Here is a 14,153-nt window from a genome sequence, read left to right as displayed (position 1 = left end):
GATTACTCCGCCACCTGATGCACCACGTCGATCACCGAACCATCGCGATAGCGCACTACCGCCACCACCCTGTCGGTAAAGACGATCGGTGCCGGTTCACCGGTCAGCAGCAGCGCGCGCTGACGCAGCCAGTCGATGCTGACCACCGGTAAACCGGCTTCTTGCAACCGCTGCGCCAACTCCGGCCGCGCGGGATTAACGGCAATACCATGATCGGTAACCAGAATGTCGATGCTGGAGCCAGGCGTGACACAGGTGGTGACCTGCTCGACCAGCGTTGGGATACGCCCGCGCACCAGCGGTGCCACGATGATCGCCAACCGCGCCGCCGCGGCGGTGTCGCAGTGGCCACCGGAAGCTCCACGCAGCAGGCCGTCGGAACCGGTCAGCACGTTAACGTTAAAACCGGTGTCGATTTCCAGCGCGCTCAGAACCACCACATCAAGTCTGTCGACCGAAGCCCCCTTTGAGCTGAAGTTGGCATACTGATTGGCGCTGATCTCTATGTGATTGGGGTTACGCGCCAGCGACATCGCCGCCGCACGGTCAAAGCTCTGCACGTCCAGCAAGCGAGCGATCAGCCCTTTTTCATGCAAATCCACCATGGTCGAGGTGATGCCGCCTAATGCGAAACCGGCGCGAATGCCGCGCGCGCGCATTTTGTCTTCCAGAAAACGCGTCACCGCCAGTGAAGCGCCACCGGTGCCGGTTTGCAGCGAGAAACCTTCGGTAAAGTAGCCGGAACCGGCGATCACTTCAGCGGCCCGGCGGGCAATCAGCAGTTCACGCGGGTTGGAAGTCATGCGTGTGGCATCGGCACCAATCTTGTCGGCGTCGCCCACGCGCTCAAGTTGAACAATCAGATCCACCCGATCCTGCGCCAGGCTGGCCGGATGATGCGGATAAGGCACAATCGCCTCGGTCAGCAGCACCACGGTGCCCGCCGCGTCGGCATCCACTTTGGCGTAACCCAGCGAGCCGCAGCAGGCTTCGCCGCTGTAGCCATTGGCATTACCGAACTCATCGCAGGCCGGTACCCCGAGGAAGGCAACGTCGATACTCAATTCGCCGGACTCGATCAGATTGACCCGACCGCCGTGGGAGTGGATTTGTACCGGCTCGGCCAACAGACCGCGTGAGATGGCGTCCGCCAGCGGGCCGCGCACGCCGGAGGTATAAATGCGGCTTACCACCCCATTACGGATATGGCCGACCAGCGGCGCATGGCATTCGCTGAGCGAGCTGGAAGCCAGCGTCAGGTTGCGGAACCCCATCGCCGCCAGCGTTTCCATCACCTGATTTAGCGCCAGATCGCCACCGCGAAACGCATGGTGGAAAGAAATGGTCATGCCGTCCTGCAATCCGCTGCGGCGCACCGCCTGTTCCAGCGTGTCGCAGCGTTTGATATCGCGGGGTTTACGCGCCTGCTGGTTAGCCTTGGAGGAATCCTGATAGCAGCGCAACTCCGCCAGGTTGTTCAGGGTCATCAATCGTTGTTGGCGTTTCATTATGCTTCCTCTCCATGCTGAACCGAGGCTTCGCGGATGCCGGAAAGCGCTGCACGCTGCAGCACCAGCCGTGCGCGTTCAATCACCGGGCTGTCGACCATCTTGCCGTTGAGCGACACCACGCCGCGCCCCTCCTGCTCCGCCGCCGCCGCGGCGTCCACCACCCGTTGAGCGTGAGCCACCTCTTTGGCGGTGGGCGCATACAGGTTGTGCAACAGTTCAATCTGCCGGGGGTTAATCAGGGATTTGCCGTCGAAGCCGAGCTGTTTGATCAGCGCCGCTTCCTGCAGGAAACCGGCTTCGTTATTGGCGTCGGAATAGACCGTGTCGAACGCCTGAATGCCTGCCGCCCGCGCCGCCTGCAGCAATGAACAACGTGCGAACAACAGTTCGATGCCTTCCGGGGAACGCTCGGTACGCAGGTTGCGCACGTAGTCTTCCGCACCCAGCGCAATGCCGATCAGCCGTGGAGAGGCATGGGCAATCGCCACCGCCTGAGTAATACCCGCCGCCGACTCAATCGCCGCCAGCAGGCCGGTGCTGCCGACCGGGCGTCCGCAGTCGGCTTCGATGGCGGCAATCTCGCGATCCATATCCACCACGTCCTGCGCGCTGTCGGTTTTCGGCAGGCGCACAATGTCCGCCCCACCCCGCACCACCGCCTGCAGATCCGCCAGGCCGTACGCGGAATCCAGCGCGTTAACCCGCACAATGGTTTCCACTTCCTGATACAGCGGATGTTGCAGCGCGTGGTAAACCAGCCGCCGCGCCGCGTCTTTTTCGCGCAGGATCACCGAGTCTTCCAGATCGAACATCAGCGCATCGGCCTGATAGATAAAGGCGTTGCTCACCATCGCCGCATTGGCGCCGGGCACGAACAGCATGCTGCGACGCAGGCGGTGTTTATTCAGCATTTTCATTAGGCACTCCCCATGGCAGTTGGCCATTGTCGCTGGCACGCATCAGCGCAGTTTCCAGCCGGGCCCGCAGTACGCAGTCGAGCGCCCCTTTGTCGTCCACCATCACCTGCACAGGCTCCACCTGGTAGTGCTGCAGCACCTGCAACAGCGTCTGGCGGATGGCTTCGCCAAACTGTTTTTCCACGCTGCTGGCGATCAGCAGGTCGTGTTCCGGCCCCTCGGCGGGGGCGATGCGCACCATGACATCGCTGGATTCCAGCGTGCCGGCCATTGCTTCTCGGATAATTTTCATCTTTCACCTGATTGTGCGGATTCAAAGGGGGTGGCCGCCGGTTTGGTCCGGCGCTGCGTTTGCAAATCTTGCAGGTAATACAGGGTGTCCGGTGGCACCAGCGGCGCGGCGGCGTGAAAATCCCCCGCGGCCAACAGCTTGCGCACCCAGGAGGCGGAGATTGCCGTGCCCTGATATTGCAAACGCTCAATTTCTACCAGCGCGATTGGCGGGCTGGATAACGCCGGGGTTTCCAGCCAATAACGCATATCGCGGTTGTACTTCGCGGTGACCGCGCAGAATGGCTCGTTGCCGACAAAACGGTGGGTGATGCCCAGCGCGGGTGCCAGATACTGACGAAAGATCTTCAGATCGATTTCGGTGTAGCAGTCGTCGGCAATACCCTGATCTTTAATGAAGTAACAGGGGAAAGTGGCGCGGGAAATGACGTATTGCGAGCCTTCATGCACCCTCAGGTTGGCAATGTCTGCCGTGCCTGCCAGCACCAGTCGCCGCCGGTCTTCATAGCTGAAACGCGAGGTGTTTTCCTTGACCAAAAACAGGTGCAGCCAGTCGCACTTTTCGGCCGCCTGGCGCACCAGATATTGGTGACCACGGGTAAAGGGGTTGGCATTCATCACAATGCTGCCAATGCGCTTGCCCGGCTGCCGCTGACCCGCCAGTTGGGCGGCATAGCGCTTCAGGCGGCACGGGCTGTTTTCCATCAGCACCACGATGCCCGGTACCTGGGCTATCGGATAAAAACCACACTGGCGGAACAGCGGTTCATTTTGGATTTTGGTGTAAATAAATAGCTGGGTGTGGTGGCGCTCATAAGCCAGATTCACCAGTTCGGTCGCCAGTTGCAGTGCCAAGCCTTCGCCGCGCATTTGTGGGCTGATGGCAACGCATTTGATAATATTGTCCGCAATACCGCCGCAGGCGACCAATTTATCGTTCTGTGTAACGGTAATAAATATTTCAACCGTCGTATCAATATTCAGATCGTTACTCCGCAGGAAGGCATTAATCTGCGCAATACTTTTATGATCTGATCTTTTCACTCGGTCAAATACGGCATCGCCCAACATGGCACACTCTCTGGGTTAACTAATAAATAACAAAACAAACAAGGAAGAAACATCAATTAACATTCTTAAGCGTCATTAAAACCTTAAAAACCATAAAGATAAAACCGTTAAAACCATCAACTGAATTTAATGAAACGATAATAATCATAAAAAAATAGCGAATTATTGACCTATTTCACAAACCCCTCCCGGTTAATAAGTTATTTAATGTTGTTTATTTACTTAATTATTTTTATGGTGTTTATTATTGAGATAATCTTTATTTTGAGTGGCAATTAACTTACATTTTATTAGCATGTTGATTGCATATTGAAAGACGTCGGGGAGACGAGATTCACTATGGAATGGTTGAACATACTGATCGTCGAAGATGAGACGCCGCTGGCGGAGATGCATGCGGAATTTATCCGGCAGAATGGCGGTTGCCGGCAAATCTGGCTGGCCGGCAACCTGGCGCAAGCCCGTATGATGACCGAGCGCTTCAAACCGGATCTTATTCTGCTGGATAACTTCCTGCCCGACGGTCAGGGCATTGAGCTGCTGCGTGAGCTGACCCTGAATGGTTATGCCGGCGGCATTGTGTTTATCACCGCCGCCAGCGATATGGACACCGTCGCCGAAGCGCTGCGTTACGGGGTGTTCGATTACCTGATTAAACCGCTGGCCTATGATCGTCTGGCCCACACGCTGCTGCGCTTTAGCCAGCGGCGTCAGGCGCTGAAAGACAAAGCGCGACTTAGCCAACAGCGCATCGATCAGATGTTCAACACCTATGCACGCGGTGAACAGCAGGCGGCCCTACCCGCGGGCATTGATGAACTGACGCTGGTAAAAATCCGCGCCTTGTTCGAGATCCCTTCCGCCAGCCACACCGCTGAAAGCGTTGCGCAAAAGATGGGGTTAAGCCGGACCACCGCACGCCGTTATCTGGAGTTTTGCACCGCCGCCCAGCAGCTGCGTGCAGAAATCATTTACGGCAAAGTGGGCCGTCCGCAGCGGATTTATCGCCCCAGCCTGCCAGAATAAGCGGTTATTTGATCGGCCCTGCAAGGTTGAATGTAACCGCTTTACTTTTTGGGGACTCATCAGCATCTTATTCGGCATGATTCCCCTATAATCTGCCGACAGGACGATCGCCGATGAGTAGCCTGCCCCCTCCTTCCCTGAAAGACCTCCTCGCCCGCCGGGACTGGCAAAATCCGGCCTGTACCCATTATCAGCGGCTGGCCGCACATCCGCCTTTCTCGAGCTGGCGCAGCCTGAATGCCGCACGTGATGATAAGAGCAGCGAGAGTCGGCAAATATTGAACGGCGACTGGCAGTTCAGCTATTTCGATAAGCCCCAGTCGGTGCCCGACAGTTGGCTGCAACAGGATCTGGCCGACGCCGATCCCCTCGCGGTGCCGTCCAACTGGCAACTTGCCGGTTATGACGCGCCGATCTACACCAACGTCCGCTACCCGATCCCGGTCGATCCGCCGCGGGTGCCGGAACATAACCCGACCGGCTGCTATTCGCGGCAGTTTACCGTTGACCCTGCCTGGCTGGCTGAAGGCCAGACGCGCATCATTTTTGACGGCGTCAACTCGGCGTTTTATCTGTGGTGCAACGGCCACTGGGTCGGTTATTCACAGGACAGTCGCCTGCCCGCCGAGTTTGATCTCAGCCCCTGGTTGCAGGCCGGTGAGAACCGCCTGGCGGTGATGGTGCTGCGCTGGTGCGATGGCAGCTATCTGGAAGATCAGGATATGTGGCGCATGAGCGGTATTTTCCGCGACGTCAGCCTGCTGCATAAACCCGCCGCGCACCTGAGCGATATCCGCATCACCACCCCGCTGTATGACAGTTTCCGCCGTGGCGAACTGGTGGCGGAAGTTCACATCAACCAGCCCGCACAGCACCGGGTACTGTTGCAGCTATGGCGTGATGGCCAGTTGGTTGGGGAAAAAACTCAGACATTCGGCAGTGAAATTATCGACGAACGCGGTGCCTATGAGGATCGCACTACCCTGCGCCTGCCGGTGGAACAACCATTGCTGTGGAGCGCGGAAACGCCAGCGCTGTACCGCGCAACAATCACCCTGCTGTCGCCGGAAGGGGAAATTATTGAGGTGGAGGCCTATGACGTCGGCTTCCGTCAGGTGGAAATCAGCAATGGGCTGCTAAAACTTAATGGCCAGCCGTTGTTGATCCGCGGTACCAACCGTCACGAACATCATCCGCAGCACGGTCAGGTGATGGACGAAGCCACCATGCGCCATGACATCCTGCTGATGAAGCAACACAACTTCAACGCGGTGCGCTGCTCACACTACCCGAACCATCCACTGTGGTACCGGTTATGCGATCGCTACGGGCTGTATGTGGTGGATGAAGCCAATATTGAAACCCATGGCATGCAGCCGATGAACCGGTTGTCTGACGATCCGCTGTGGTTGCCGGCAATGAGCGAACGCGTAACCCGCATGGTGCAGCGTGACCGCAACCACCCTTGTATTATTATCTGGTCGCTGGGCAACGAATCCGGTCACGGCTGCAACCACGACGCACTGTATCGCTGGGTGAAAAGTCAGGATCCTACCCGCCCGGTGCAGTACGAAGGCGGGGGGGCCAATAGCGCCGCCACCGATATTATCTGCCCGATGTATGCGCGGGTGGATCAGGATCAACCATTCCCCGCCGTGCCCAAGTGGTCAATCAAAAAGTGGATCGGCCTGCCGGATGAGCATCGCCCGCTGATCCTGTGCGAATACGCGCATGCGATGGGCAACAGCTTCGGGGGTTTTGACCGCTACTGGCAGGCCTTCCGTCAGTATCCGCGCCTGCAGGGTGGCTTCGTCTGGGACTGGGTCGATCAGGCACTGACCCGCAGTGATGAAAACGGCAACCCATACTGGGCCTACGGTGGCGACTTTGGCGACACGCCAAACGATCGGCAATTCTGCCTTAACGGTCTGGTATTCCCCGACCGCACACCCCACCCTGCGCTGTTTGAAGCACAACGCGCCCAACAATTTTTCCAGTTTTCCTTCGACGCCGAGACGCTGACGCTGACCGTCACCAGCGAATATCTGTTCCGCCAAACCGACAATGAACGGCTGAACTGGCGGCTGGAACTCGATGGCACGGAGCGTGCCAGCGGCAGCTTCGATCTCAACCTGCTACCGCAGAGTAGCGCCAGCTTCCCACTGCTCGAGCGCTTGCCGATGCTCCATCAACCCGGCGAACTGTGGCTGAATGTCGAAGTGGTACAACCGCAGGCCACCGACTGGTCCGAAGCCAACCATCGCTGCGCCTGGGACCAATGGTTGGTGCCACGCACGCTGCATTTTGCACCAGCGACAGCGGACGGGTCAGCGCCACAGCTGAGCCAAAATGAGCAAACTATCGACATCACCCATGGCCATCAACGCTGGCAGTTTACACGCCACGACGGCTGCCTGAGCCAATGGTGGCAACATGACCACCCTCAACTGCTGACGCCACTGCGCGATAACTTTATCCGTGCGCCGCTGGATAACGACATCGGCATCAGCGAAGTCGAGCGCATCGATCCCAACGCCTGGGTAGAACGCTGGAAGCTGGCGGGAATGTATCGGCTGGAGGAGCGCTGCACGCTGTTGCAGGCCGATCAATTGAGCGACGGCGTACGGGTGGTGAGTGAACACCTGTTCGAAGCCGAGGGGCAAACGCTGCTGCGCAGCCGCAAACAGTGGCTGTTCGACAGCGAGGGCGCCGTCAACATCAGCGTCGACGTCGATATCGCCGCCAGCCTGCCGCCACCGGCACGTATTGGCCTGAGCTGCCAATTGAAAGAAATTCATCCACAGGCGCAATGGTTGGGGCTGGGCCCGCATGAGAACTACCCGGACCGCCGCCTCGCCGCGCAATTTGGGCGTTGGCAGCAGCCGTTGGAAGCGTTGCACACGCCGTATATCTTCCCCGGCGAGAACGGTCTGCGCTGCGAGACCCGCAGCCTGCAGTACGGTGGCTGGCACATCGACGGACGGTTCCACTTCTCGCTCAGCCGCTACGGCCTGCGCCAGTTGATGGAATGCAGCCACCAGCACCTGCTACAACCGGAAGCCGGCACCTGGCTCAGCCTGGACGGTTTCCACATGGGGGTGGGCGGTGACGACTCCTGGAGCCCGAGCGTTAATCAGGACTACCTGCTCAACCGCAGCCATTACCATTATCAACTGCGTCTAAAACGCGCAGAACGGAGCTAAATCTGCCAAAAGCTCAACGGGTTGCGCATTCTGTAAGCAAACAGTCACAGAATGCGTAATCCACCTTTGACATGCTGCCAACACCCCGTTATGATTCCGGCCGTTCAAACGATTCCTCTGTAGTTCAGTCGGTAGAACGGCGGACTGTTAATCCGTATGTCACTGGTTCGAGTCCAGTCAGAGGAGCCAAATTAGAGAAGCCCGCTTAAGGAAACTTAAGCGGGCTTTTTGCTTTTGTTTTGGTGGATGGCTTCTACGAGCGAATAACGGACATTGTATCCCCGATAAAGCCAGGGAGCAGCGTTGTCCCATTACCCGTTTTGAGATGATGATTTTTCAGGCAGGGTACTTTATGCTGGTTAAACTCCCTTTATAGGATATAACCATGATAACCGTAGAGAAATCAGATCCATTTTCTTCAGAATCCCATCGCTTAATCGAAATGCTGTCCGCTGAACTTGCCGCTATAACTGGCGATAATGGCAAAACCAACTTCACCGTTGAAGCAATGAATGATGACAAAGCATTATGGGTATTGGCAAAGAATGCCCATGGGGATGCGATAGGATGCGGCGCAATCCGGCCATTAACTCAAAATACAGCCGAGATTAAAAGAATGTTTTCAGACCAAAGCTTGCCAGGCGTGGGTAGTGCTTTACTTACTTTTCTGGAAACCTCCGCAAAACAAATGGGATATCGCGAGTTGAAACTGGAAACCCGACATATCAACCGTCGGGCTGTCAATTTTTACGAAAAAAATGGATATGTCCGTATTGAGAATTATGGCCCATATATAGGTAGAGAAGAAGCTGTCTGTTTCGCAAAGGCATTGTGATGATTGTATTTGTCGGCCCTGACGTCCGCTTTTGGCACAAAGCAGACTGTTAAAACTCTTTGAACACAATCTCGCTTTGAGCTTTTTTATGCTCGTTCTGGCTATCGGTGCGACACGAAATCAGCTTGCTGTTTGCCGCAGTCCTGGGTTATCTGTTTCTCAGTGAAATACTCACGTTCAGCAAAATACTGGCGAGCACGGTGAGTGCTACCGGCACGCTGTTGATGGATTGACGATCACTGGAGGACTTGAAATGCCTGACTCCCCTACTATTGCTCTGATTGGTCCCGGTGCGATTGGTACCACTATCGCTGCTGCATTGCACGAAGTCGGCCGCACGCCACTACTTTGCGGGCGCACCGCGCACCCACAATTAATTCTTCGTTACGATGAAGGTGAAGTGGTGGTTCCTGGTCCGGTATTGAGCAGGCCGCCGACCAGCACCCAACCCTTCGATCTGGTCTTTGTGGCGGTGAAAACGACCCAGGTGGCTGAGAGCGCCCATTGGCTTGCCGCGTTATGCAATGAAAACACTGTCGTGTGTGCGCTGCAAAACGGCGTCGAACAGAAAACTCTGTTGGAACCCTATGTTAACGGAGCAACGGTACTGCCTTCGGTCGTATGGTTCCCGGCACAGCGCGAACCAGATTCCTCTGTCCGCCTGCGGGCTAAACCGCGTTTGACACTCCCGGATGTGCCGCAGGTAAAACGGGTCGTTGATGCGCTCAGCGGTAGCCGCTGCAGCGTTGAGTTGTCATCCGATTTCCTCTCGATCGCCTGGCGCAAACTATTGCAGAATGCGGTCGCGGGCCTGATGGTTCTTGCAAACCGCCGTGCGGGAATGTTCTCACGCGGGGATATCACGAAACTGGCACTGGCTTATCTGCATGAATGTCTGACTGTCGCACGTGCCGAAGGTGCGGTTCTTGGCGATAACGTTCCACAGGAGATCGTTGACGGTTTTCATCGTGCGCCTGCGGACTTGGGTACCTCCATTCTCGCCGATCGCCAGGCCAATCGCCCGCTGGAATGGGAGATACGCAACGGCGTCGTGCAGCGTTATGGTCATGCGCAGGGTATTCCTACCCCCATTAGTGACATCCTGGTTCCTTTGTTGGCAGCAGGAAGCGAGGGGCCGGGTTGAAGCGCTAAACACCAACTGCGTTTGTAGGGGGCGTTTCTCAACGCTTTTTGACCCGTCACTGCCCCCACTATCGACACTTCCCCCCTCTCCACCCCAGATCATGAAGATACCTCATGTGGTAATGAAATTAAGTCGCTTTCACTCATTCCGTGGCTCTGGCATAAAAGATGCAATGTTAACTTACTGACAACATGAAGACTGATGAATGAGAAACCCAGTAGTTTCTGGAAAATCAAAAAGGTAGATTCAGTTTTCATGCCAGAACTCAGGGTGCAAGATCACGATGAACAAAGATTTTAGATTTACCATCAAGAGCAGTAGTTTCGATGAAAACTATAACCCTTCCGAAAATACGCGCATCACGACCAACTTTGCCAATTTGGCCAGAGGCAAGAACCGTCAGGAAAACCTGCGCAATACTCTGGTGATGATTGACAACCGTTTCAACAGTTTGGCGCATTGGGATAACCCCAAAGGCGATCGTTATTCTGTCGAACTTGAAATCATTTCTGTTGAGATGAACATTAAAGACAATGACAATAGCTTCCCCGTCATTGAAATATTAAAAACCAACATTATTGATAAAAAAACCAACAAACGTACGGAAGGTATCGTAGGGAATAACTTCTCTTCTTACGTGCGAGATTATGACTTCAGTGTGTTGCTGTTAGAGCACAATAATAACCAACCCGGATTTAGCATTCCAGATGACTTTGGTAACTTGCACGGAAACATCTTTAAATATTTCGTCAACTCAAATGAGTACAAGGATAATTTCACCAAGTCGCCGGTAATATGCTTAAGTGTTTCGAGTAAAGACACCTATTATCAGACCGGAAATGAGCATCCTGTATTGGGCATAGAATACCAGCAAAACGATTCTTCTTTGACTGAAAAATACTTCAGCAAGATGGGCCTGCAGGTCCGCTATTTTATGCCGAAAAATAGCGTTGCGCCTTTGGCATTTTATTTTTCTGGTGATTTACTCAGTGATTACACCGATCTTGAACTTATCAGTACCATCAGCACGATGGAGACGTTCCAAAAGATTTACCGCCCTGAGATTTACAATGCAAACTCTGCAGCCGGACAATACTATCAGCCGGCCCTGAATCACCAGGATCATTCATTAACAAAAATTGTTTATGACCGTGAAGAGCGTAGCCAGTTGGCTATTGAGCAGGGGAAATTTACTGAAGAACACTTTATCAAACCCTATAAGACTATTTTTGAGCAATGGTCTGCTCACTGCGCGCTTTGATTAACCCAGAATAAAAGGTCATTCATTATGAAAATATTATTACCTACTTCGACTGCCGGCAGCTTACCCAAGCCTTCCTGGCTGGCACAACCTGAGACACTTTGGTCACCCTGGAAACTGCAGGATGAGGAACTGATTGAGGGTAAACAAGATGCCCTGCGTTTGTCCCTGGAAGATCAACAACGAGCAGGCATTGATATTGTCAGTGATGGCGAGCAAACGCGCCAACACTTTGTCACTACCTTTATTGAGCACCTGAGCGGCGTTGATTTTGAAAAACGGCAGACGGTTAGAATTCGTAATCGCTATGATGCCAGTGTACCGACGGTCGTCGGTGCGGTGGCCCGTCAAAAGCCGGTGTTTGTTGAAGACGCCCGTTTTTTACGTCAGCTAACCAAGCAGCCGATTAAATGGGCCCTGCCAGGCCCAATGACGATGATAGATACGCTTTATGATAACCACTATAAAAGCCGCGAAAAACTGGCCTGGGAATTCGCTAAAATTCTCAACCAGGAAGCCCGAGAGCTAGAGGCGGCCGGTGTCGATATTATCCAGTTTGATGAGCCGGCATTTAACGTTTTCTTTGATGAAGTGAATGATTGGGGCATCGCCGCTTTAGAAAGAGCCATCGAAGGGCTTAAATGTGAAACGGCTGTGCATATCTGCTACGGGTATGGCATCAAAGCCAATACCGATTGGAAAAAAACGCTGGGGTCAGAATGGCGGCAATATGAAGAAGCTTTCCCCAAACTGCAGACATCCAATATCGATATCATCTCACTGGAATGTCATAACTCGCATGTTCCAATGGACTTGCTTGAGCTGATCCGCGGTAAAAAAGTGATGGTCGGTGCCATTGACGTGGCAACCAATGCCATAGAAACACCGGAAGAAGTCGCCAATACTTTACGCAAGGCACTGCAGTTTGTTGACGCCGACAAGCTCTATCCTTCAACCAACTGCGGCATGGCTCCGTTGTCTCGTCGGGTAGCCACGGGCAAGCTCAATGCTTTAAGCGCAGGCGCGGAGATCATCCGCAGAGAACTCGCCGCTAAATAACCTCACAAAATTAGAAAAGCAGGCTTCTCCGGAAGTCTGCTTTTGGTATTTTAGCCAGGCGTTACCGTTCAGGCTTCACTGATTGCTCTCAGCGAACTGACAACCTCACGCGCTTCGGCGAACAGTTTTTGGTAGTGGGCCTCGCCGTCGGTAATCCCCTCCTCTACGCCAATCGTGTTATAGAGAAAATCGATCCTCGTATCCTCCACACCCAGATACGCCATGCTGCCATTAATGTAATCGGTCATGTTCTTTTCCCAGCCGTACTTGATGAATCCTGACTGCGAACCGCCCTTTTCCCTGTATGAGGCTTGTCACAAAACGCGCATGAAGTTTTAGCGTCCAGCGAACACGTCAGAATACGGCAATCATTGTTAATGCCCCGTTACAGCTTATCGCATTGAATTGTTAACGTTGATTCATGCGGCAAACGCATCAGCTGATGCGTTTATTGCGCTTATTTACTTTATTGACCTGATCCAGTCTGCAGCAACAGGCGCAGCAAAAGCGTCAATGACAAACTGGAGATTAAGATGCATTCCTCTAACGCCCCCATGACCCACCGGGCAAGAATCAGCGCGATACTGCGAGTTACCTCCGGTAACTTTCTGGAGCAGTTTGATTTTTTCCTGTTCGGGTTCTATGCCACCTACATCGCCCATACCTTTTTTCCGGCCAGCAGTGAATTTGCCTCGCTGATGATGACCTTCGCTGTCTTTGGCGCGGGCTTTTTGATGCGTCCTATCGGTGCCATCGTGTTGGGTGCGTACATTGATAAAGTCGGCAGACGTAAAGGGCTGATTGTTACCCTGTCGATCATGGCCGCCGGGACCTTCCTGATTGTGCTTATCCCGTCCTATCAGGCGATCGGGATCTGGGCGCCGTTGCTGGTGCTGGGCGGTCGTTTATTGCAAGGCTTCTCAGCCGGTGCTGAACTGGGCGGCGTATCCGTTTACCTGGCCGAAATTGCCACCCCAGGCCGCAAAGGCTTTTACACCAGTTGGCAGTCTGGCAGCCAGCAAGTGGCCATTATGGTGGCAGCGGCAATGGGTTTCGCCCTGAATGCCGTCATGGAAGAAAGCGCCATTCGCGAATGGGGCTGGCGTCTGCCTTTCCTGTTCGGCTGCCTGATTGTCCCTTTCATCTTTTTCCTGCGCCGCAAACTGGAAGAAACCCAGGAGTTTAACGCCCGTCGTAACCACCTGGCGATGCGCGAGGTGTTTAAAACCCTCCTGGCGAACTGGCAGGTGGTTATTGCCGGCATGCTGATGGTCGCCATGACCACCACCGCGTTTTATTTGATCACCGTGTATGCACCGACGTTCGGAAAAAAAGTGCTGATGCTGAGCGCCTCTGACAGCCTGCTGGTGACCTTGCTGGTAGCGATATCCAACTTCTTCTGGTTGCCGGTAGGGGGCGCCCTGTCAGACCGTTTTGGTCGTAAACCGGTCCTGATTACCATGGCTCTGCTGGCACTGGCCACTGCGTATCCGGCACTTGGCCTGCTTGCTGAGGCACCCAGCTTCTCCATGATGCTCACAGTGCTGTTATGGCTCTCCTTCATCTATGGCCTCTACAACGGTGCCATGATCCCGGCGTTAACCGAGGTCATGCCGACGGAGGTCCGGGTTGCCGGTTTCTCACTGGCCTACAGCCTGGCGACCGCGGTCTTTGGCGGATTTACACCGGTCATTTCTACCGCACTGATTGAGTACACCGGCGATAAGGCATCCCCCGGCTACTGGATGAGTTTTGCTGCACTGTGCGCATTACTGGCGACGTTCTATCTGTACCGTCGCAGTCCATTATCTTTACAAACAGCAGCTTAAATCAGG

At 54.5% G+C, this 14,153-nt stretch carries 12 protein-coding genes and 1 tRNA gene; 8 read left to right on the top strand and 5 right to left on the bottom strand.

Annotated elements, in window-relative coordinates; all coding sequences use genetic code 11:
• Positions 1-2 precede the first annotated feature (2 nt).
• The 4 genes from citF to citC are packed head-to-tail and all read right to left on the bottom strand — an operon-like array spanning position 3 to position 3,790.
• Positions 3-1,508, bottom strand: coding sequence for a citrate lyase subunit alpha (gene citF, locus OCH02_RS01700; protein ID WP_261429447.1), 1,506 nt, complete (start codon positions 1,506-1,508; stop codon positions 3-5).
• A complete protein-coding gene (gene citE / locus OCH02_RS01695) occupies positions 1,508-2,428 on the bottom strand; it encodes a citrate (pro-3S)-lyase subunit beta (RefSeq protein WP_261429445.1) in 921 nt (306 codons plus the stop codon). The genes citF and citE overlap by 1 nt, the downstream gene beginning before the upstream one ends.
• Positions 2,412-2,720, bottom strand: a complete 309-nt coding sequence (gene citD, locus OCH02_RS01690; RefSeq protein WP_261429444.1) for a citrate lyase acyl carrier protein — start codon at positions 2,718-2,720, stop codon at positions 2,412-2,414. The genes citE and citD overlap by 17 nt, the downstream gene beginning before the upstream one ends.
• Positions 2,717-3,790: a [citrate (pro-3S)-lyase] ligase gene (gene citC, locus OCH02_RS01685; protein WP_261429443.1), complete on the bottom strand. Its 1,074-nt coding sequence runs from the start codon at positions 3,788-3,790 to the stop codon at positions 2,717-2,719. Before citC ends, citD begins: the two co-directional genes overlap by 4 nt.
• A 339-nt stretch (positions 3,791-4,129) precedes the next feature.
• On the opposite strand from citC, the gene dpiA reads away from it, so the two are divergent.
• The 7 genes from dpiA to OCH02_RS01650 all read left to right on the top strand — a co-directional run bounded on the left by dpiA (position 4,130) and on the right by OCH02_RS01650 (position 12,318).
• Positions 4,130-4,816 carry a two-component response regulator DpiA gene (gene dpiA, locus OCH02_RS01680; RefSeq protein ID WP_261429442.1) on the top strand — a complete coding sequence of 229 codons (687 nt, stop codon included), beginning with the start codon at positions 4,130-4,132 and terminating at the stop codon, positions 4,814-4,816.
• Positions 4,817-4,929: 113 nt separating this feature from the next.
• Positions 4,930-8,019, top strand: coding sequence for a beta-galactosidase (locus tag OCH02_RS01675; protein WP_261429440.1), 3,090 nt, complete (start codon positions 4,930-4,932; stop codon positions 8,017-8,019).
• A gap of 113 nt (positions 8,020-8,132) precedes the next feature.
• A tRNA-Asn gene (locus OCH02_RS01670) sits at positions 8,133-8,208 on the top strand.
• A 196-nt stretch (positions 8,209-8,404) separates the two neighbouring features.
• Positions 8,405-8,854: a GNAT family N-acetyltransferase gene (locus OCH02_RS01665; protein ID WP_115183781.1), complete on the top strand. Its 450-nt coding sequence runs from the start codon at positions 8,405-8,407 to the stop codon at positions 8,852-8,854.
• A gap of 253 nt (positions 8,855-9,107) precedes the next feature.
• Positions 9,108-9,998: an oxidoreductase gene (locus tag OCH02_RS01660; protein WP_261429438.1), complete on the top strand. Its 891-nt coding sequence runs from the start codon at positions 9,108-9,110 to the stop codon at positions 9,996-9,998.
• A 283-nt stretch (positions 9,999-10,281) separates the two neighbouring features.
• Positions 10,282-11,259 carry a DUF1852 domain-containing protein gene (locus OCH02_RS01655; RefSeq protein ID WP_261429437.1) on the top strand — a complete coding sequence of 326 codons (978 nt, stop codon included), beginning with the start codon at positions 10,282-10,284 and terminating at the stop codon, positions 11,257-11,259.
• A 27-nt stretch (positions 11,260-11,286) separates the two neighbouring features.
• Complete coding sequence (locus OCH02_RS01650) at positions 11,287-12,318, top strand: methionine synthase (RefSeq protein ID WP_261429436.1); 1,032 nt, start codon at positions 11,287-11,289, stop codon at positions 12,316-12,318.
• Between the two features lie 68 nt (positions 12,319-12,386).
• Here OCH02_RS01650 and OCH02_RS01645 read toward each other — a convergent pair whose 3' ends face one another.
• Positions 12,387-12,566: a hypothetical protein gene (locus tag OCH02_RS01645; protein ID WP_261429435.1), complete on the bottom strand. Its 180-nt coding sequence runs from the start codon at positions 12,564-12,566 to the stop codon at positions 12,387-12,389.
• 285 nt (positions 12,567-12,851) lie between these two features.
• On the opposite strand from OCH02_RS01645, the gene OCH02_RS01640 reads away from it, so the two are divergent.
• On the top strand, positions 12,852-14,147 hold the full coding sequence (locus tag OCH02_RS01640; protein WP_261429433.1) for an MFS transporter: 1,296 nt from the start codon (positions 12,852-12,854) through the stop codon (positions 14,145-14,147).
• The last annotated feature ends 6 nt before the right edge of the window (positions 14,148-14,153 follow it).

The sequence above is a fragment of the Serratia quinivorans genome (genome assembly GCF_946227985.1).
In the GTDB taxonomy this organism is placed as follows: domain Bacteria; phylum Pseudomonadota; class Gammaproteobacteria; order Enterobacterales; family Enterobacteriaceae; genus Serratia; species Serratia quinivorans_A.
The sequence above is the reverse complement of the archived record's forward strand: the minus strand, read 5'-3'. Positions and strand labels throughout refer to the sequence as shown.